This window comes from Pseudomarimonas salicorniae, from assembly GCF_023156535.1.
GTDB lineage: Bacteria > Pseudomonadota > Gammaproteobacteria > Xanthomonadales > Xanthomonadaceae > Pseudomarimonas > Pseudomarimonas salicorniae.
Map to the genome: position 1 here is coordinate 69,607 of NZ_JALNMH010000012.1, position 19,218 is coordinate 88,824.

A 19,218-nucleotide genomic window follows, 5' to 3' on the forward strand; every position below is an offset into this window, starting at 1 on the left:
CGCCCGAGTCTAGCCGGCGGAAAAGACAACGGCCGGCGCAGGGCCGGCCGTTGTGGAACCGCTACCGATTACTGCTTGACGATTTCCAGCAGCTCGACCTCGAACTTCAGGGTCGCGTTCGGGCCGATCGGCCCCGGGGTGCCGCGATCGCCGTAGCCCAGCTCGGCCGGAATCCACAGGGTGTACTTGGAGCCCACCGGCATCAGCTGCAGGGCCTCGGTCCAGCCCGGGATCACCGCATTCAGGGCGAACTGCGCCGGCTGGCCGCGGTCGATCGAGCTGTCGAACTTGGTGCCGTCGAGCAGGGTGCCGACGTAGTGGACCTTGACGGTGTCGGTGGCGGCCGGCTTCGGGCCGTCACCTTCCTTGATGACCTGGTACTGCAGGCCGGATTCGGTGGTCTTCACGCCGGCGGCCGACTTGTTCTTGGCCAGGAAAGCTTCACCCTCGGCCTTGTTGGTGGTGGCCAGCTCCTGCATCTTCGCGGCCTGCTTGGCCTGCATCTTCTCGGCGAAGGCGCGCTGGACCTCCATGGCCTGCTCCTGGGTCAGGCGCGGCTCCTTGCCGTCCAGCGACTCGCGCAGGGCTTCGATGACCAGGTCGAGCTCAACCTCGTCCTTGATCTGCTGGAGCGAGCCGCCGATCTGCGTGCCGACCACGTAGCTCAGCTTCTCCTTGTCGCTCTGCAGCTTGTTCTCGGCGGAGGCGAAGCCGGCAGCGGTGAGCGCAGCGGCGGTGGCAAGGGCGAGCAGGGTCGGACGGAACAGGGAATTCATCGAATACTCCAGCAGGAATGAGGCCCGATTGGCCCGGGCAGAAGGCGGCGTATTGTGTGGCCAGCGGGGGGCACGCGCAACGCGTTGAGGCCCTTGGACAGGCGCGGGACGGGAAGGTTCCCGGAAATTTCCGCCTCGACTAGATGGCCCGCAGGCACTGCAGGCTGAAGTCGCCCGCCGGATCGGAGAAGCGCTGCTCGACCGCGAAACCCGTCTGCCGTGCGAGGCGGTCGATGTCGTCCTGGTCGTACTTGGCGCTGTACTCGACCAGCATCGCCTCTCCCTCATCGAAGGAGAATCGAGAGCCTGCGATCTGCACGACCTGGGGGCGCTGCGAGACCAGATGGGTCTCGATCCGACCCGCCATGGGGTTATAGCGGGCTCGGTGGCGGAAGGCCGACAGGTCGAAGTCGGCGTCCAGTTCGCGATTCAGCCGCTCGAGCAGGTTGAGCGTGAACGCCGCAGTGACCCCGGCGGCGTCGTTATAGGCCGCTTCCAGCCTGGCGACATCCTTCTTCATGTCGACCCCGAGCAGCAGGCCGCCGCCCTCGCCAACCAGGGCGCGGATCCGGCGCAGCAGGGACAGGGCATCGGCCGGGGCGAAGTTGCCGAGCGTGCTGCCCGGAAAGAACATCACCTTGCGCTCGGCGGAACGCTGCGGAGTGGGCAACTGCAGCGGCTGGGTGAAGTCGGCGCAGACCGGCAGCACACACAGCCGAGGGAACGCCTGGCGGAGGGCGATGGCGCTGTCTGTAAGGGCCGAGATCGAGATATCGATGGGCACGTAGCCGACCGGATCGACCAGCCCCGCCAGCAGCTTGCGGGTCTTGATCCCGCTGCCGCTGCCGAACTCCAGCAGCAGCACGCGCTCACCGAGTGCCCGGGCGATACCGTCCATGTGGGTGTCGAGGATGGCCAGCTCGGTCCGGGTCAGGTAGTACTCGGGCTGCTCGCAGATGGCCTCGAACAGCTCCGAGCCACGGGCGTCATAGAAATACTTGGAGGGCAGCTGCTTGGGCGTGCGCGCCAGCCCCTCGAGCACATCGCGGCGGATGTCGGAGGCTTCGGGCTGCAGGTCGAGAACGCGGACGGCCTGGCTCATTCGGGATCCCTCGCAAGACGGATGCCCATGAACTGCCAGCGGTCACCCGGGTAGAAGAAGTTCCGGTAGCTGCACCGGATGTGGTCGGCAGGCGTGGCCAGCGAACCGCCGCGCAGCACGAACTGCCCGCTCATGAACTTGCCGTTGTATTCGCCAAGCGAGCCCGCCAGGGGGCGGAAGCCCGGATAGCCAAGATAGGCGCTGGCGGTCCACTCCCAGCAGTCGCCGAAGAGCTGTTCGATCTCGCCGCTGCCCTTCGCGGGCAGCGGTCTGAGGGCGCCGTCATCGGCGAGATTGCCCTGCACCGGCTGCTTGGCGGCCGCACTCTCCCACTCGAACTCGGTGGGCAGCCGCGCGCCGGCCCAGCGGGCGAAGGCGTCGGCCTCGAAGTAGCTGACATGGCAGACCGGGGCGGCCGGCTCGATGGCGCGCAGGCCGCCAAGCCCGAACGCCGACTCGAGGTCGCGCTGCCAGTACATCGGCGCGAACCAGCCTTCGCGCTGTACCGCCGCCCAGCCGTCGGACAGCCACAGCTCCGGCCGTTCGTAGCCGCCATCGCGGATGAAATCGCGATACTCGCCGCAGCTGACCAGCCGACTTGCCAGGGCATGACGGGCGATCAGGCTGCGATGCCGGGGCCGCTCGTTGTCGAAGGCGAAGCCACCTTCCTCGGCACCGCAGCGCTCGATGCCGCCGGGATGATCGACCCAGCGCAGCGGCGGCGCATCACCCTGCCCCGCTGCAGGCAGTTCGCGGTAGGCGGGCGCCAGCGGATTGCAGGACAGCAGGTGCAGCAGATCGGTCAGCATCAGCTCCTGATGCTGCTGCTCGTGCTGAACACCCAGCTCGACCAGGGGGCTGATGACCGGCCCGGCCTCGGCATCCTCGATCAGCGCCTCGACCTGCTCATCGATGGCGCGGCGGTAGGCCAGCACCTCGTCCAGCGAGGGCCGCGTCAGCAGGCCGCGCCGTGGCCGCGCATGCATCGGCCCGACGGTCTGGTAATAGGAATTGAACAGATAGTCCCAGCCTTCGCGCCAGGGCCGGAAGCCTTCGACATGCCGGGCGAGGATGAAGGTCTCGAAGAACCAGCTGGTGTGTCCGAGATGCCACTTCAGCGGGCTGGCCGACTCCATCGACTGCACGCAGCAGTCCTCGGCGGACAGCCCCGCGACGAGGGCCACGCTGCGCTCGCGTACCTGGCGGAACCGCGCCGCTATCGCCTGCCTGGGCGCGGCCCGTGCAATCTGCGCGACCATGCCCGCCTCCCTGCCTGTCGACTCCGCCCGACCTTAGGCCACGGCGGTGACCAGCACAAGCGCGCCAGGGCAGCGGATTCAGCGATCGTCGGGCTCGGCCGCCGCCATGTGCCGCGTCCAGCCTTCAAGGCCCATGCGCTGCAGTAGCGAGATGTTGCGTCGGTAGATCTCGTCGGGGTCGTCGATCGCCTCGATGACACGTTCGATGCTCTCCTCGCGCAGCAGGTGGAGCGTCGGGAAAGGCGAACGATTGGTGTAGTTCTCGATGTCCGCCGGGCCGGTGCCCTCGAACTGGTAGTCGGGGTGGAAGCTGGCCACCTGCAGCTCACCCTCGTAGCCCAGCTGCTCGACGCAGCCATCGGCGGCATTGAGGAACTCGTTGAAGTCGGCGAAGTCGAGCATCGCCCAGGGGTGGATCAGCAGCACGGTCTCGCACTGCTCGGCCGAAACCGCGTGCAGGGCGCGCAGTTCGTCCTCGAGGTCGGCCAGCAGTTCCTCGTCGTCGGTGGCGTGGCTGACCCGGAAGCGGACCCGCTGCTGCACGTAGGGCGCACGGGCGAACGGGCAGAGGTTCAGCCCGATCACGGCGCGCTCCAGCCAGTGGCGGGTGGCGGCGATCACCGCGGCGTCGTCGATGTCCGGTCCTTCAAGGCTCACAGCTGCCTCACCCTGCGCTTGCGGCCCTTGATGGTACCGGTCTGCAGGCGCTGCAGCGCCTGCGCCGCCTGCTGCCGGCGTACGGCGACATAGGCACGGGTCGGGAACAGGTCGATGCGGCCGACGCTGTCGGCCGGCAGCCCGGCCTCGCCGGTCAGGGCGCCGAGGATGTCCCCCGGGCGCAGCTTGTCGGTCTTGCCGGCATCGATGCGCAGGCAGCGCATGGCTGCTGCCAGGGTGGTCCCCGGACGCGCGGCGCCGCCCAGCCGGCCCCAGTCCAGCGCGGCGCCGGCAAGCTTTTCCAGCGCCAGCGCGCGCGGCATTTCGCGCGGACTGACCAGGCTGAAGGCGCGCCCCTCGCGACCGGCACGCGCGGTGCGGCCGATGCGGTGCCGGTAGGCGTCGGCATCGGTGGGCAGCTCGTAGTTGACCACCAGATCGAGGCCATCGATGTCGATGCCGCGGGCGGCTACGTCGCTGGCCACCAGCACGCGCAGGCTGCGGTTGCCAAAGCGCACCAGCACTTCCTCGCGGTCACGCTGCTCCATGTCGCCGTGCAAGGCCAGGGCATCCACGCCCTGCTGGCGCAGGTGGCCGGCCACGCTGTCGACGTCCTGGCGGGTGTTGCAGAACACCACGCAGGCCTCGGGTGCCGCCTGCTGGAGCAGTCCGAGCACGGCCTGCGGCTTGGCCGCATGGGCGCATTCGTAGAAACGCTCCTCGATCCGCGGCGCGCTGTCCGCCCCCTCGATGCGCACTTCGAGCGGATCACGGAGCAGCCCGCCGGCCAGTTGGCGGATCGCCTCGGGCAGCGTCGCCGAGAGCAGGATCGACTGGCGCTGCGCGGGCAGCTTGCGGAGGATCTCCTCGATCGCGGCGAGGAATCCCATGTCCAGCATGCGGTCGGCTTCGTCGAGCACCACCGTGCGCACGCCGCCAAGATGCAGATGCTTCTTGCGCATCAGCTCCTGGATGCGGCCCGGTGTGCCGACGACGACGTGCGGATCGTGCTGCTCCAGCGAGGCGATCTGCGGGCCGAGCGCGGTGCCGCCGTAGAGCAGGCTCAGCTTGAGATTGGGCAGGCCCACCGCTAGGCGGCGCATCTGCTTGCCGACCTGATCGGCCAGCTCGCGGGTCGGACAGAGCACCAGGGCCTGGGCGCGCTGGGTGGCGAGTTCGATGCGCGACAGCGCGGCCAGCGCGAAGGCCACGGTCTTGCCACTGCCGGTGGGCGCCAGGGCCAGCAGGTCACGACCGGCCAGCAGCGCGGGCAGGCTTTGCGCCTGGATCGGAGTCGGCGTGGCGAGGCCAAGCGCGTCGAGTCCCGGCCGAAGCGCGTCGGCCAGGGGGAGCGAAGAGAAGGAGTCCATGCGCCCATGATCGCGCGTTTGCCGGCCTCCTGGCGACTGCCCCGGCCCGCCGGGACCGTTATGCTGTCCCCACCAACATGAGGAGGACAGGCCATGGGACTGCTGGACGACCTGATGGGTGCAGGACTGGGCGCAGCCGGCGGCAAGGACGGCACGCTTGGCGGACTGGGCGGCGTGCTCGGCGGCCTTGGCGACCGTGGCAACCCCTTCGGCGACATGCTGCGGCAGTTCGGTGGTGGGGGTGGCGCGACCCAGGGCGCCAGTCTGATGGTCGCCCTGATGGGCCTGGTACAGCGCAGCGGCGGCTTCGAGAGCGTGATCAAGCGCTTCGAGGAGGCAGGCCTGGGTGGACTCGTGCAGAGCTGGTTGTCACCGGCGCCGAATGCTGCGCTGGGCGCCGAGCAGCTGCAGTCGGTGTTCGGCGCTGAGGCCATGGCCCAGGCGGCCCAGCAGGCGGGCCTGTCGACGCAGCAGGCGACCCGAGCGATCAGCGACCTGCTGCCTGAGCTGATCAACCAGTTCAGCCCCGGCGGGCAGCTCGCCAGCAACCATGCAGACCTGCTGCAGCAGGGCCTGTCGATCCTCAGCGGAGGCCGCCGCTGAGCGCAGCGGACGACCCCGGCACGGAGCCGCCGCAGGGTCCGACTCTCTGGGTCGATGCCGATGCCTGCCCGCGCCCGGTCAAGGACATCCTCTTCCGCGCTGCAGATCGCACCGGCATCGCGCTGATCCTGGTCGCGAACCAGCCGATCAGCGTCCCGCGCCGACGCAACATCCGTGCGCTCTGCGTGGCGCCGGGCCTGGATGCCGCCGACCAGGAGATCGTCCGCCGCTGCCGACCCGGCGACCTGGTGGTCACCGCCGACATCCCGCTTGCTGCCGAGGTGGTCGAGCGCGGCGCCACGGCGGTCAACCCCCGCGGCGTCCTCTACACCCGCGAGAACGTGCGCCAGCAGCTCTCCCTGCGCGACTTCATGTCCGACCTGCGCGGCGCCGGCATCGATACCGGCGGACCTTCAGGCTTTGGAGAGCGCGACCGCCAGGCCTTCGCCCGCCAGCTCGACCGCTGGCTGGCAAGGCTGCCCAAGGTCTAGCGCACGCGGCTGCTCCAGAACCGGAGGGTCAGTCAGGGCGCGAAGCGGACGTACCGCATAACCCGAATGGAGCCAGCTTGCTGGCGATAGGCACCCCGGACCGGACGATCGCCAGCAAGCTGGCTCTACACACGCAACGGCGTTGCCAGGTCCGGTTGGCGCCGCAAAGCAGGCCCTGCCGTAGTCAAACTATGGGAGTGCCCTTGGGCGCGACGGCGGAGTTCCGATCTGGCCGCGGTCTGAGGTGAATCCGTGGCGCCGCGGTCGCGCCCAAGGGGCTCCCACAGTCGGGCTTCGTTGGGCGTCAGCGAAGCCCCGTAGGGTTTGCGTTGGCGCACCGATACGGGCGTTCGGTCGGTGCGCCCGGTGCGGCCAGCCGCACCCTATGAATGTCTTCTTCGCGCCCGACCTGCGAATCCCCGATCCCGACTCAGCGCGCGACGTCTGCGCCCTTGTCTGCCTGGCACAGGGCCTCCAGCCGCGCATCCTTCTCCGCCCACAGGCCATTGATCCAGCCCTGGAAACGCGCGCGATATTCGGGGTCGTTCTCATAGTCGCCGCCCAGCATCTCGGGCGGGATGGATCGCTCCTGCACGTGCACCTGGATGCGCCGCACCCGGCCGGCCAGCAGATCGACCAGGGTGGGCCGTCCCAGCGGGTAGCGGATGGTGACATCAAGCATGGCGTGCAGCGCATCGCCCATGGCGTCGAGCACGAAGGCGACGCCGCCCGACTTCGGCCGCAGAAGGTGTGTGTAGCCCCCACCGCCTCTTGCATGCTTGCGATCGGTGAAGCGCGTGCCTTCGACAAAGTTCATCACCGACACCGGCATGTCGCGGAACTTGGCGCAGGCCTTCCGGGTGGCGGCAATGTCGGTGCCGCGCAGCTCGGGCGAGCGCTCCAGCCGCTCTCGGCTGTAGCGCTTCATGAAGGGGAAATCCAGCGCCCACCAGGCCAGGCCCAGCAAGGGCACCCAGATCAGCTGGCTCTTGAGGAAGAAGCGCAGGAACGGGATGCGCCGATTGAACACCTTCTGCAGCACCGGGATGTCGACCCAGCTCTGGTGGTTGGCCAGGACCAGATAGGAGCGCTCATAAGACAGCCCCTCCAGGCCCTGGACCTCCCAGCGGGTTCGGCTGGCCATGGCGAAAACGACGTTGTTGCAGGAGATCCAGCTCTCGGCGAGCAGGACCAGCAGACGCGACCAGGCGCGACCCATCGGCCCGAATCCCAGCAGGAACTTGAGCAGGGCAACGACGAACAGGACCGAGCAGTGCACGATCGTATTGAGGCCGACCAGGCTGGCGGCGAGCGCCACCCGGAGTGGGCGGGTCAAGGCTTCCATGCGGGACGTTGGCGGATGACGGAACTCATCGCGGCATTGTCGCGGGTTTGCCCGCCGCCGTCGCCCCCGGCGGCCTGACGTCGCCGTGCCCATCCGGCACAATCGGGGCCTGTCCAGCCCGGAGTCCGCCGTGTCGACCGCCGCCCGCGCCGCGTCCGCGTCCCCTGCCCTGCCTCCCGCGCGGGAGCGCCGTCGAGACGGCTTCTTCGAGCGCGGCCAGCAGATCACCCGAACCGAAACCTTCGTCGACGCTGCCTTCGCCTTCGCCATGACCCTGCTGGCGATCTCGATCGACCAGGTGCCGGGCAACCGGGAGGAACTGATCGCCGCGCTCAAGGGCGTGCCGGCCTTCGTTCTGAGCTTCATCCTGATCGGCATCTTCTGGTACGAGCACAACCAATGGAGTCGCCGCTTCGGACTCGACGATGGTCCGACGATCCTGCTCAGCATGGTGCTGGTCTGCCTGATCCTGATCTTCGTCTATCCACTCAAGCTCATGTTCAGCTCGATGTGGTTCTGGCTCACCGATGGCTGGCTTCCTTCGGACTTCACCATCGGCTCCCTCGCCGACCTGAAGCTGATGTTCTACTTCTACGGATTCGCCTTCGCATCGGTCGGCGCGGTGATGCTCGGGCTGCGCTGGCACGCACTGCGCTGCGCCGAGCGCATCGGGCTGGACCCGCTGGAACGCCTGCTCGCGACGCGTGAGGTACTGGGCGGTGCCCTGATGCCGCTGGTTGCGGCCTGTTCGATCCTGCTTACGCTGCGGCTCGAGTACGACCTGCCCGGCTGGCAGTACGGCACGCCCGGCATGGTGTACTGCCTCCTCTTCGGCCAGTTCGTGTTCCAGGGCTGGCGACGCAAGGAAGAGGCCGCACTGCGCCGCGGGCTGGGCCTCTCGCCGGGATGAGCCCGCGCATCGACATCAACTGCGACCTCGGCGAGGGCTGCGCCAGCGACGCTGCGGTCCTGCCCTTCATCAGCTCGGCCAGCATCGCCTGCGGTCTGCACGCGGGGTCTGCGGCAACCATGCAGCGGACGATCCGCGCCTGCCTCGAGCACGGCGTCGCCATCGGCGCCCATCCGGCTTTCGACGACCGTGAGCATTTCGGCCGCCGCGAGCTGCAGCTCGACGACGACACCCTGCGCGCCCAGCTGCGCTACCAGTTGGGCGCCGCCGCAAGCATCGTCGCAGCCGAGGGCGGCCGGCTCGCCCATGTGAAACCGCATGGCGCGCTGTACAACCTCAGCGCCCGCGACCCGCACACGGCGCGGATCATCGCCGAGGAGGTCGCCCGCCTCGATGCCGGACTGCGCCTGGTGGGCCTTGCCGGCTCGGCCTCCATCGCGGCGGCACAGGCGCTGGGCCTGCAGATAGTCGGAGAAGCCTTCGCCGAGCGCCGCTACGACCGCGACGGCAGGCTCTGCCCGCGAAACCGACCCGGCGCGGTGATCGACACCGTGGAAGCAGCCATGGACCAGGTCCGCCACCTGCTGGAACGCGGCGCCGTGATCGCCGAGGACGGCAGCGAGGTGAGAGTCATCGCCGCCACGCTTTGCCTGCACGGTGATCGCGAGGACGTCATCGACTTCGCCCGCGCCCTGAGGGCCACCGTCGAAGCAGCCGGATTCGAGGTCGCCGCGCCGTGAGCCCCATCGACTACTGGCCACTGATCGGCGTGGCCTGGGTGGTCGCCGGATTTGTCCTGCGCCAGAATCCAGCCCTGGTGGTGGTCAGTGCGGGCATCGTCACCGGCCTGGTCGCCGGGCGCCATCTGGTCGAGGTGCTCGACCTGCTCGGCGAGGCCTTCATCAAGCAGCGCTATCTGGCCCTGGTGCTCCTGCTACTGCCGCTGATCGCCCTGCTCGAACGCCATGGGCTCAAGCAGCACGCCGAAAACTGGATCGCCCGCCTGCGCGGGGCGACGCCGGCGCGGCTGCTGACCACCTACCTTGCCGCACGCCAGCTGCTGGCCACGCTGGGGCTGACCAGCCTTGGCGGGCACCCGCAGACGGTCCGGCCGCTGCTGGTGCCGATGGCGGAGGGTGCGGCCAGGGCGAAGTTGCGCCCGCTGTCCGAGGAAGAACGGCAGAAGCTGCTGGCGCTCTGTGCGGCCACGGACAACGTCGGCCTGTTCTTTGGCGAAGACGTGTTCATCGCCTTTGGCGCGGTGCTGCTGATGCAGGGCTTCTATGCCGAGAACGGCATCGTGCTGGAGCCGCTGCATATCGCGCTCTGGGGCATCCCCACCGCGCTCTGCGCCTTCGCCATCCACGCAGCCCGAATCCACCGCTTCCAGTACCGCCTTCAACGCGCCACCCGGGCCCTGGCCGAGGGCCAGCCGCCGTGAGCCCGGCGCCATTGACCGGGCGATGGGGCGCCGACTCCCGACTCCCGACTCCCTGAGCCCTGAGCCCTGAGCCCTGAGCCCTGAGCCCTAGCCCCTAGCCCCTAGCCCCTAGCCCCTAGCCCCTAGCCCCTAGCCCCTCACCCAATGATCGACCTTCAACTCATCTACTGGCTAAGCGGCGCCTACTTCGCCTGGCTGGCGCTGGCCGCGATCCACGACCGGAGCCATTCGCGACCCAAGGCCAATGCGTTGTTCTGGGGCGTGCTGGCCCTGCTCTTCCTGGCCGGCGAGCGCTTGCCGAACGCGGTGGTCGGACTGCTGGTGGTGGTGCTGGCGCTGATCGCAGGTTTCGGCGGACTGGGCCAGGGCACGCCGGCGCGGCGTGACCGCGATCCTGCGGAGGAAGCCCGGCGCCACGGGCACCGGCTGTTCCTGCCGGCCCTGATCGTGCCGCTGTTCACGGTGCTGGTTGCGGTGCTGCTGAAGGATGTCGAGATCGCCGGACAGCGGCTGTTCGGCGCCCAGCAGACCACCCTGGTCGGGCTTGGCCTCGCCTGCCTGATCGCCATCGGCGCCGCCTGCCTGCTGGTGCGTCAGTCGCCAGTGGTGGCGCTCGCCGAATCCAGACGTCTGTGTGATGCCATTGGCTGGGCCGCCCTGCTGCCCCTGCTGCTCGCGACGCTGGGCAGCGTGTTCACCGCCACCGGCGTCGGCGAGGCCGTGGCCGGTGTGGCCACCGCCGTGGTACCGGCGGACAACCGGTTCGCCCTGGTCCTTGCCTACGCGCTGGGCATGGCGCTGTTCACCATGATCATGGGCAACGCCTTCGCCGCCTTCCCGGTGATGACCGCGGGCATAGGCCTGCCGCTGCTTGTCCAGGGACAGGGCGCCGATGCCGCCTCGCTGGCCGCGATCGGCATGCTTTCGGGCTACTGCGGCACCTTGATGACGCCCATGGCCGCCAACTTCAACCTGATCCCGGCCGCCCTGCTCGAACTGAAGGATCCCTATGGCGTCATCCGCATGCAGATCGGCACGGCGATCCCGCTGCTGGCCTGCAATATCGTCCTGATGTACCTGATCGTCTTCCGATGACCCGTTCGCTGCCGAGAGTGCTGCTGACCGGTTTCGAGCCTTTCGACGGTGAGGCGGTGAATCCCTCATGGGAGGCGGTGCAGGCGCATGAGGGCCGGGAGATCGCCGGACACCGGATCGAGACCCTATGCCTGCCGGTCTGCTTCGGCGAGTCGCTGGGAGCGCTGCGCCGGGCCCTGCGCCGGCGACCGGCCCTGGTGCTGGCGGTGGGGCAGGCCGGTGGGCGCGCGGCAATCGGCATCGAACGGGTGGCGATCAATGTCGATGACGCACGCATTCCCGACAATGCCGGTGCCCAGCCGATCGACTGCCCGGTCATCCGTGGCGCACCGGCCGCGTATTTCGCCAGGCTGCCGATCAAGGCCCTGCGTGCCGAACTGGTTGCGGCCGGCATTCCCGCCGAGATCTCGCACAGCGCCGGCACCTTCGTCTGCAATCATGTCTTCTTCGGCCTGATGCATGCGCTGCGCCGGCGGCCCGGCGTGCGCGCCGGCTTCGTCCACGTGCCCTACTCGCCCGCGCAGGCGGCTCGCCACCCCGGCGCACCCAGCCTGCCAGTGGAGCGGGTCAGTGCCGCGCTGGAACGGATGGTCGAGGTGGCGCTGCGCTGTGAAGAGCGCCGCGAATCGGCCGGCGCGCTGCACTGAGCGATCAGGGCTTGGGCGGCTCGACCCGGGCCAACCGCTTGTCCAGCAGCTGACGCAAGCGCTGGGACTCGGCTCGCGGCAGCTGCCGGTGCATCACCGGCAGGTCGACCCCGGGTGCGGTCAGCATCCAGCACGGACCGAGCTCGATCCAGCCACTGAACTGCCGCCATTCCATTCGCCGCTGTCCCAAGCCACTCCGCACTTCCGCACCTTCGTCATCGAAACGCAGCTGCTGCTCGATCGGGAACGCGGCACGACTGCGCAGGACCTGCCAGGTCACCATCGGCACCGACATCACCCGCAGCCACCAGGCCGGCGCGAAGCCCCACTGCCGCTCGGCCCAGCTGTACGGCCAGCGGCGCAGTGCGATGCCCAGGGAATCCCAGCGCGTGATCCGCTGAGCCAGTTCGATCGCCCCGCCCGCAGGCCCGCCGCTGCTCACGTGCGCGGCAGGGTGACGCCGGTCTGGCCCTGGTACTTGCCACCGCGATCGCGATAGCTGGTGTCGCAGACCTCATCGGACTCGAAGAACAGCATCTGCGCGACACCCTCATTGGCGTAGATCTTGGCCGGCAGCGGCGTGGTGTTGGAGAACTCGAGGGTGACGTGCCCCTCCCATTCCGGCTCCAGCGGGGTCACATTCACGATGATCCCGCAGCGGGCATAGGTGCTCTTGCCAAGGCACACGACCAGGGTGCTACGCGGAATGCGGAAGTACTCGACGGTGCGCGCCAGGGCGAAGCTGTTGGGCGGGATGATGCAGACGTCCGACTCGACATCGACAAAGCTCGAGGGGTCGAAGGCCTTGGGATCGACGATGGTCGAGTTGATGTTGGTGAAGATCTTGAACTCGCGCGCGCAGCGCACGTCATAGCCGTAGCTCGAGGTGCCGTAGGAGACGATCCGGTGGCCGTCCGCAGCATGCTTGACCTGGCCGGGCTCGAACGGCTCGATCATGCCTTCCTGCTCGGCCATGCGGCGGATCCAGCGGTCGCTCTTGATGCTCATCGGGTGTCCTCCAGCGGGGGCCGCATTCTCCGGCAAATCGCCGCCCGCGACCACCGCAGCGCGGCGGGGGCCGGGCGGCGGGGAGGTTCGGGCGCGAACCGGACATTCATAGGATGCGGCTTGCCGCACCGGACATACCGTCCGAACGCCCGTATCGGTGCGCCCATGGCACACCCTATGGCGCTTCGCCGACGCCCAACGAAGCCCAACTGTGGGAGCGCCCTTGGGCGCGACAGCGGCAATCCACTCTGGCCGCGGTCTGCGGTGAATGCGTAGCGCTGCGGTCGCGCCCAAGGGCGCTCCCACGATTTGACTGCGGCAAGGCCTGCTTTGCGGCGCAAATCGGACCTTGCAGCGCCGTTGCGTGTGTAGGAGCCAGCTTGCTGGCGATCGCCCTGTCCGGGGTGCCTATCGCCAGCAAGCTGGCTACATTCGGGTTCTGCGGAAGGTCTTCTTTGCGCCCATTGAGGACGGCCGGCCGCGGCGCTTGCCCCGGGGCAGGTCTGCCGATGCGATACCGGAAACGCAGCGGGCCCGGCGTGCCGGGCCCGCTGTCGATCAGGTTGCGAGCAATCGATCAGAAGGTGCTGACGTCGAGTCGCCCGCCGGTCAGCACCTTGCCCTGCAGGGAGGGCGTGGGTGTGGCCGTATTGAGGATCGCTGCCTTGACCTGGGCGGCGCTGGCCGTCGGATTCAGCGCCTTGTAGAGGGCCGCGGCTCCGGTGACGTGCGGGGTGGCCATCGAGGTGCCGTTGTAGCTGGCGTAGCCGGAGATCAGCTTGCCCTTGCTGCTCTTGGGCACGGTCGACCAGATGCCCGAGCCCGGCGCGCCGATGTCCACCGTGGTGGCGCCCCACTGGGAGAAGCTGGACAGCCCGCCGGTCGAGGTGATCGATGCCACCGCGATGACGTTGGCGCTGTCGTAGTTGGACGGATAGCTGGCCGTCGCATCGTTGTCGTAGGCGCTGTTGCCGGCCGCGGCGATGAACAGCACGCCGGCCTGGTTGGCGCGGTCGATGGCGTCCTTCAGCGCCTGCGAATAGCCGCCACCGCCCCAGGAGTTGTTGGTGGCGATGATGTTCAGGCCGTGACGCGTCTTGAGGTCGGTGATGTAGTCGACCGCCTGGATCGCTGCGGCGGTGGAGCCACCACGACGTCCAAGGAACTTGGCGCTGATCATCTTGACGCCGCTCCAGCACACGCCGGCGACGCCCTTGCCGTTGCCGCCGACGCCGGCGATGGTGCCGGCCACGTGGGTGCCGTGGTCATCGTTGGCGCCGCCGGAGTTGATGTCGTTGCTGCCGCCGTCGAAATCCCAGCCGCGGGCGTCGTCAACATAGCCGTTGCCGTCATTGTCGATACCGTCGATGGGGTCGAACGGGTTCACCCACATGTTGGCGGCGAGGTCCTCGTGCTGGTGGTAGATGCCCTCGTCGATGACCCCGACCAGCACGCCCGAGCAGTTCTGCTTGTTCTCGCTCCACGCGTTCGCGGCCTGCGAGCCGAAGGTGCCGGTCATGCCCCACAGCGACCCGTTGGTCACGTAGGTGTCGTTGGAGGTCGCCGCATGCTGGTAGGTCCAGTTCGGCTCGGCAAACTCGACGGCCGCGTCGCCGGATACGGCGCGCACCGCATCGGCGATGGCGAGGCCGGCCGGCAGCCGGAGCAGTTCGAGGCGCCCCTTGCCGGCATCGCGCACCAGCGCGGCGCGGCTCGCACCCAGGCCCTGGGTCACTGCGCGAAGGTCGGCTTCGCCCGCGCCAGGTTTGAACTGGACCAGCAGTTCACCGGTATGCGCTCGGCCGGCCTGAAGGGCGGCCAGCACGAGGTCGGAACGGCCACCGGCTTGCGCGGCCGAGGCAGCAAGGGCGGCGGAGATGGCGAGGGTCAGCGGAACGAGGGCGTGACGCATGGTGCGGTGCGGCTCCTGGATAGGGGAACGGTGCCGCTGCGGGCCGGCGCTTCCGGCCACGTGATCGGCGCGCTGACATTAATCTGGAGTTCAGGCGTGTGGATCAGTCCCGCGCAACAAAACCGTCATGTTTCCGACGAACGGTAGGTAATGTGATGCAGAGCGAGTTTTCCAGGGTTGACATGCTAGGGAAAAACCCTAGCCCAAAGGCCCCGCAAGACCGCTCCGACCCGTACGTCCTGCTCCCGGGCCGCCATCCATCTCAAGTGTTCTGGATGACGATCTTCGGCATGCCGAAGGCGCGTGATCGCCCCTGCTCGGACAGGCGGGCGGCGGCGCAGCGGGCGATGGCCCGGTAGCGAGCGGTGAGGTCCGAGTCGGGCTCGGCGGCAACGGTCGGAGCGCCACCGTCTGCCTGCTCACGGATGCGGATGTCGAGCGGCAGCGAGCCCAGCAGCGGTACACCGTACTGCTGCGCCATGCGCTCGCCGCCGCCGCTGCCGAAGATGTGCTCGGCGTGGCCGCAGCTGGAACAGACGTGGATGGCCATGTTCTCGACGATCCCCAGAACCGGGACCGAGACCTTGTTGAACATCTGCAGCGCCTTCCTCGCGTCGAGCAGGGCGATGTCCTGCGGCGTGGTGACGATCAACGCCGCCGAGAGCGGCACCCGCTGGCACAGGGTGAGCTGGATATCACCGGTTCCCGGCGGCAGGTCGATGACCAGATAGTCGAGGTCGTCCCAGGCGGTCTCGGTGAGCAGCTGCTGCAGGGCCTGGGTCACCATCGGGCCGCGCCAGATCATCGGCGTGTCTTCGCCCACCAGCAGTCCGATGGACATGGCCTGCAGCCCGTGGTTGCGCTTCGGGGTGATGGTCTTGCCGTCCGGGCTCTCCGGCTTGCCCGAAAGCCCCAGCATCTGCGGGATGCTGGGACCGTAGATGTCCGCGTCCAGCACGCCGACCCGCGCGCCCTCGGCCTGCAGCGCAAGCGCCAGGTTCACCGCCGTGGTCGACTTGCCCACCCCGCCCTTGCCCGAAGCCACGGCGATGATGTTCTTGACCCCGGGCATCGGGGAGAGGCCTTCCTGCACCTGGTGGGCATGGACCCGCTGGCGAACCAGCAGTTCCAGCCTGCGGCCTGCCAGACGCTCGGCCAGCGCAGCGCGCGCGGCGGCCTCCAGATTGGCCACCCAGCCGCCGGCGGGATAGGGAAGGAGGATCTCGACTACTACCCGGTCAGCCTCGATGAGGATGCCCTTCACAACTTCGGTCTGGCGCAGGTCGCGGTCGAGGTGGGGGTCATGCAATGCCTCAACAGCATCGCGAACTTCCTGTTCGTTCAATGACATAGCTTCGACCCGGACCATTGTGGCAACGCTTCATCGTAGCGGATGCACCGCCAGCGCAGCCAAGCCGAGCCCTACCCCGTGTTTCGTATTGGCTAAATCGCTGTTATGTTTCAGTTCAGCCGCAGAGCCCCGGCACGGATGTCCGGCGCGCGGCGACCCCCGTTTACCCGATACGAGACGCCAACAATGAAGATCGACCAACTCCTGGCGCGGCGCCCGCTCGCCGTCGCCCTGAGCACCGTGCTCGCCGCATCGTTCACGCCTTACGTCTACGCGCAGACCGCGCAGGATGACGAGGACACCCAGGAGCAGGCCGAGGAGCAGGGCCAAGCTGAAGAAGCCATGCTGGACCGCGTGCAGGTCACCGGCTCGCTGGTCCGCCGCCTCGAGTACGAAAGCATCTCGCCGGTTCAGATCATCAGCGCCGACACCAGCGTCGAGCTGGGCCAGATCGAGGCCGCCGATGTCCTCCAGCAGAGCAGCGTGGCAGCCGGCTCGACCCAGATCACCAACCAGTTCTCGGGCTTCGTGGTCGAGGGTGGCACCGGCGTGCAGACCCTGTCCCTGCGCGGCCTCGGTGCGGCGCGCACCCTGGTCCTGATGGACGGCCGCCGTCCGGGCCCGGCCGGTACCCGCGGCCAGGTCGGCGCCTTCGACCTGAACGTGATCCCGAGCACCATCGTCCAGCGCTACGAGATCCTGAAGGACGGCGCCTCGTCGACCTACGGCTCTGACGCCGTGGCCGGCGTGGTCAACATCATCACCCGCACCAGCGTGGACCGTCCGGTCCTCACCGCCGACATCCGCGCCCCGTTCAAGTCGGGTGGCGAAGCCTGGACCGCCTCCGGCGCGACCGGCTGGAACTTCGACAACGGCAGTGTCGTCGCCGCCTTCGAGGTCTACGAAGAGCGTCCGCTGCACATCGGCGACCGCGACTTCTTCGAGTGCTCGGAAGACCTGTTCTTTGACCAGGCGGGCAACCGCATCGATCGCGAAGACCGCTCGATCACCCGCGGCACCAACCTGAGCGGCTGCAGCAACCTGTACGCCAACACGGTCATCGACGCCCTCACCGGCGTGCGCTACATCCCGTCCCCGGATGGCAGCACCGTTGGCCTGATCCCGGGCTACCGTCCGCGCGGCAACCGCAGCTACGCCCAGGCCCCGCAGGCGTTCTACGAGGACGTGCTGAACTTCGACTTCTACGGTGACCAGCAGGTCATCGACAACCAGGAGCGTCAGACCTTCTTCGGAAAGTCGGACCTGACCATCGGCAACGATATCCGCTGGGACACCACCGTGCTGGTGAACAAGCGCGAGACCTCCAGCGCCCGCTTCCGCCAGTTCTTCCCGATCGTCGGCGGCGCCACCTCTCCGATCGCTGCCTTCCGCTACGCCGGCAGCCCGGGCTTCGTGGCCCAGGTCCCGTCGGGTATCGCCCAGCCGGTCATGCCGTTCCGCTCCAACCAGAACATCGAGGTCGACTACCGCTACATCGCGACCGGTCTGGAAGGCGCCTTCGGCGGTGACAAGTACTGGGTGTGGAACCTCGACGCCTCCTACTCGCGTTCCGACGGTGACTACAGCTCGCTGGGCATCGTGGCCTCGCGTTCGGGCGACGTCCGCTTCGACCGCAATGCCCCGGTTCTCAATTACTTCTCGCCGCGTTACCTGAGCGGCCAGGGCATCGACGAGCTGGAAGCGCAGATCGGCCAGTGGGACACCGGCAACACCGTGTATGACCAGAGCGTGGTCAGCGCAGTGTTCTCCGGCGACCTGTTCGAACTGCCCGCCGGCATCGCCGGTGCCGCGGTCGGTGCCGAGCATCGCCGCTTCTCGATCGACGACCAGCCGGGCGCCCTGTCGCGCGCCGGCGACCTGTGGGGCCAGTCCTCGGCCCAGGTCACCAAGGGCGACGACCACGTGACCGAGCTGTTCGGCGAGGTCGAGGTGCCGCTGCTGGCCGGCCTGCCGGCGATCGAGTCGTTCACCGTCAACGCCTCGGCGCGTGGCTTCCAGTACGACTCCGTCGACGACGCCGACGAAGTGTGGAAGGCGGGCTTCGCCTGGCAGGTGATCCCCTCGCTGCGCATCCGCGGCACCAAGGGCACCTCCTACCGCGCTCCGGGCCTGTTCGAGCTGTTCCTCGGCGACCAGACCGCCTTCGTGTCGCAGCTGGCCATCGACCCCTGCATCCAGTGGGGCGAGAGCACCAACCAGTTCATCCGCGCCAACTGCGCGGCCGAGGGCATCCCGCAGAACTACGCGGGCGGCGCCTCGTCGGCCACGGTGATCTCCAGCGGTGGCCAGGGCTTCCTGTCGCCGGAGACGTCGAGCGCGCAGACCGTGGGTCTGGTGTTCACCCCGACCTTCGCCGACGTCAGCGTGTCGATCGACTACTTCGAGTTCGAGGTGCGTGACCAGATCAGCCAGCTCGGCTCGGGCTCGATCCTCGGCGGCTGCTACGGCTCGCCGGTGTTCCCGAATGCGTTCTGCAACCTGTTCACCCGCAACCCGGCGAACGACCCGACCGCGCCCTTCGCGATCACCAACGTCCGCAGCACCTACCTGAACGTCGACAAGCAGCTGGTCCGTGGTTACGACATGCTGTTCCGCTACGAGAAGGAGTTCGGCTTCGGCAACTTCGAGCTGGAAGGCCAGGTCACCTACACCATGGAGGACGTCTCGCAGCTGTTCGACTCCGCCCAGGCCAGTGGCTTCGACCGCATCGACCGCAACGGCGACATCGGTCGTCCGAAGCTGGTCGGCAACCTGCGCGCCGCCCTGCAGCGCCAGGACTGGACCTACACCTGGTTCATGAACTACGTCGACGAAACCCGCGCACTGGAACTGAACCCGGTCACCAGCTACTTCGGTCGTCCGGATTCCGTGCGTGACATCGTCGCCGACGAGCGCCTGTACCACGGTGCCTCGGTGCGCTACGCCCAGAACGACTGGGACATCGTCGTCGGCGTGAACAACGTGTTCGACGCTGATCCGCCGGTGGTGTCCTCGGGCGTTGCCAGCCGCTACGGCAACGTGCCGGCGTTCGCGACCCAGTACGACTGGCTGGGCCGCCGCGCGTTCTTCCGCTTCAGCTATCGCTTCTGATAGCGGTGTAACTGGCGCAAGCCGCGAACGGCCGGGAATTCCCGGCCGTTCGTTTTTCCGGAACCGGCATCGACGTCACGCCAGGCCGGCTCCCGCGTCGATGCCAGGCCGGAGCAGCATCACGCCGGTGGCGCTACCAT

The 19,218-nt window shown here is 68.3% G+C and carries 18 protein-coding genes; 8 read left to right on the forward strand and 10 right to left on the reverse strand.

Translation table 11 applies throughout. The features are described 5' to 3' along the window. Positions 1-68 precede the first annotated feature (68 nt). From bamJ to dbpA, 5 genes are all read right to left on the reverse strand, one after another. Positions 69-776, reverse strand: coding sequence for a BamJ family beta-barrel-assembly machinery protein (gene bamJ / locus M0G41_RS18700; protein WP_282452947.1), 708 nt, complete (start codon positions 774-776; stop codon positions 69-71). 139 nt (positions 777-915) lie between these two features. Further along, positions 916-1,878 carry an L-histidine N(alpha)-methyltransferase gene (gene egtD, locus M0G41_RS14415; RefSeq protein WP_248210532.1) on the reverse strand — a complete coding sequence of 321 codons (963 nt, stop codon included), beginning with the start codon at positions 1,876-1,878 and terminating at the stop codon, positions 916-918. Next, complete coding sequence (gene egtB / locus M0G41_RS14420; RefSeq protein ID WP_248210534.1) at positions 1,875-3,137, reverse strand: ergothioneine biosynthesis protein EgtB; 1,263 nt, start codon at positions 3,135-3,137, stop codon at positions 1,875-1,877. The genes egtD and egtB overlap by 4 nt, the downstream gene beginning before the upstream one ends. 78 nt (positions 3,138-3,215) lie before the next feature. Further along, the gene (locus M0G41_RS14425; protein WP_248210535.1) at positions 3,216-3,794 is read right to left on the reverse strand and encodes a DUF1415 domain-containing protein; all 579 of its coding nucleotides are present in this window, start codon (positions 3,792-3,794) and stop codon (positions 3,216-3,218) included. After that, positions 3,791-5,164, reverse strand: a complete 1,374-nt coding sequence (gene dbpA, locus M0G41_RS14430) for an ATP-dependent RNA helicase DbpA (RefSeq protein WP_248210536.1) — start codon at positions 5,162-5,164, stop codon at positions 3,791-3,793. Before dbpA ends, M0G41_RS14425 begins: the two co-directional genes overlap by 4 nt. A gap of 93 nt (positions 5,165-5,257) precedes the next feature. Here dbpA and M0G41_RS14435 point away from each other — a divergent pair, with 93 nt between their 5' ends. Together M0G41_RS14435 and M0G41_RS14440 are read left to right on the forward strand one after the other, a co-directional pair. Next, positions 5,258-5,767, forward strand: coding sequence for a YidB family protein (locus tag M0G41_RS14435; protein WP_248210537.1), 510 nt, complete (start codon positions 5,258-5,260; stop codon positions 5,765-5,767). Further along, a complete protein-coding gene (locus M0G41_RS14440) occupies positions 5,764-6,258 on the forward strand; it encodes a YaiI/YqxD family protein (RefSeq protein WP_248210698.1) in 495 nt (164 codons plus the stop codon). The genes M0G41_RS14435 and M0G41_RS14440 overlap by 4 nt, the downstream gene beginning before the upstream one ends. A gap of 430 nt (positions 6,259-6,688) precedes the next feature. Here M0G41_RS14440 and M0G41_RS14445 read toward each other — a convergent pair whose 3' ends face one another. Further along, on the reverse strand, positions 6,689-7,603 hold the full coding sequence (locus M0G41_RS14445) for an acyltransferase (protein WP_248210538.1): 915 nt from the start codon (positions 7,601-7,603) through the stop codon (positions 6,689-6,691). A 130-nt stretch (positions 7,604-7,733) separates the two neighbouring features. On the opposite strand from M0G41_RS14445, the gene M0G41_RS14450 reads away from it, so the two are divergent. The 5 genes from M0G41_RS14450 to pcp all read left to right on the forward strand — a co-directional run bounded on the left by M0G41_RS14450 (position 7,734) and on the right by pcp (position 11,696). Next, a complete protein-coding gene (locus M0G41_RS14450; protein ID WP_248210539.1) occupies positions 7,734-8,513 on the forward strand; it encodes a TMEM175 family protein in 780 nt (259 codons plus the stop codon). Then, entirely contained in the window at positions 8,510-9,253 is a 744-nt protein-coding gene (locus M0G41_RS14455; protein WP_248210540.1) for a 5-oxoprolinase subunit PxpA, read from the forward strand. Before M0G41_RS14450 ends, M0G41_RS14455 begins: the two co-directional genes overlap by 4 nt. After that, on the forward strand, positions 9,250-9,954 hold the full coding sequence (locus M0G41_RS14460) for a DUF969 domain-containing protein (protein ID WP_248210542.1): 705 nt from the start codon (positions 9,250-9,252) through the stop codon (positions 9,952-9,954). Before M0G41_RS14455 ends, M0G41_RS14460 begins: the two co-directional genes overlap by 4 nt. 144 nt (positions 9,955-10,098) lie before the next feature. Further along, complete coding sequence (locus M0G41_RS14465; protein WP_248210544.1) at positions 10,099-11,049, forward strand: DUF979 domain-containing protein; 951 nt, start codon at positions 10,099-10,101, stop codon at positions 11,047-11,049. Then, on the forward strand, positions 11,046-11,696 hold the full coding sequence (gene pcp, locus M0G41_RS14470) for a pyroglutamyl-peptidase I (protein ID WP_248210546.1): 651 nt from the start codon (positions 11,046-11,048) through the stop codon (positions 11,694-11,696). Before M0G41_RS14465 ends, pcp begins: the two co-directional genes overlap by 4 nt. A 4-nt stretch (positions 11,697-11,700) precedes the next feature. Here pcp and M0G41_RS14475 read toward each other — a convergent pair whose 3' ends face one another. The 4 genes from M0G41_RS14475 to apbC form a co-directional block, all read right to left on the reverse strand. Continuing rightward, positions 11,701-12,138, reverse strand: a complete 438-nt coding sequence (locus M0G41_RS14475) for a YcxB family protein (protein ID WP_248210547.1) — start codon at positions 12,136-12,138, stop codon at positions 11,701-11,703. Continuing rightward, the gene (gene dcd / locus M0G41_RS14480; protein WP_248210549.1) at positions 12,135-12,704 is read right to left on the reverse strand and encodes a dCTP deaminase; all 570 of its coding nucleotides are present in this window, start codon (positions 12,702-12,704) and stop codon (positions 12,135-12,137) included. Before dcd ends, M0G41_RS14475 begins: the two co-directional genes overlap by 4 nt. A 577-nt stretch (positions 12,705-13,281) precedes the next feature. Then, positions 13,282-14,616, reverse strand: a complete 1,335-nt coding sequence (locus tag M0G41_RS14485) for a S8 family peptidase (protein WP_248210551.1) — start codon at positions 14,614-14,616, stop codon at positions 13,282-13,284. Positions 14,617-14,878: 262 nt separating this feature from the next. Continuing rightward, positions 14,879-15,967, reverse strand: coding sequence for an iron-sulfur cluster carrier protein ApbC (apbC, locus tag M0G41_RS14490; protein WP_282452948.1), 1,089 nt, complete (start codon positions 15,965-15,967; stop codon positions 14,879-14,881). Between the two features lie 186 nt (positions 15,968-16,153). On the opposite strand from apbC, the gene M0G41_RS14495 reads away from it, so the two are divergent. Continuing rightward, on the forward strand, positions 16,154-19,078 hold the full coding sequence (locus M0G41_RS14495) for a TonB-dependent receptor plug domain-containing protein (protein ID WP_248210553.1): 2,925 nt from the start codon (positions 16,154-16,156) through the stop codon (positions 19,076-19,078). The last annotated feature ends 140 nt before the right edge of the window (positions 19,079-19,218 follow it).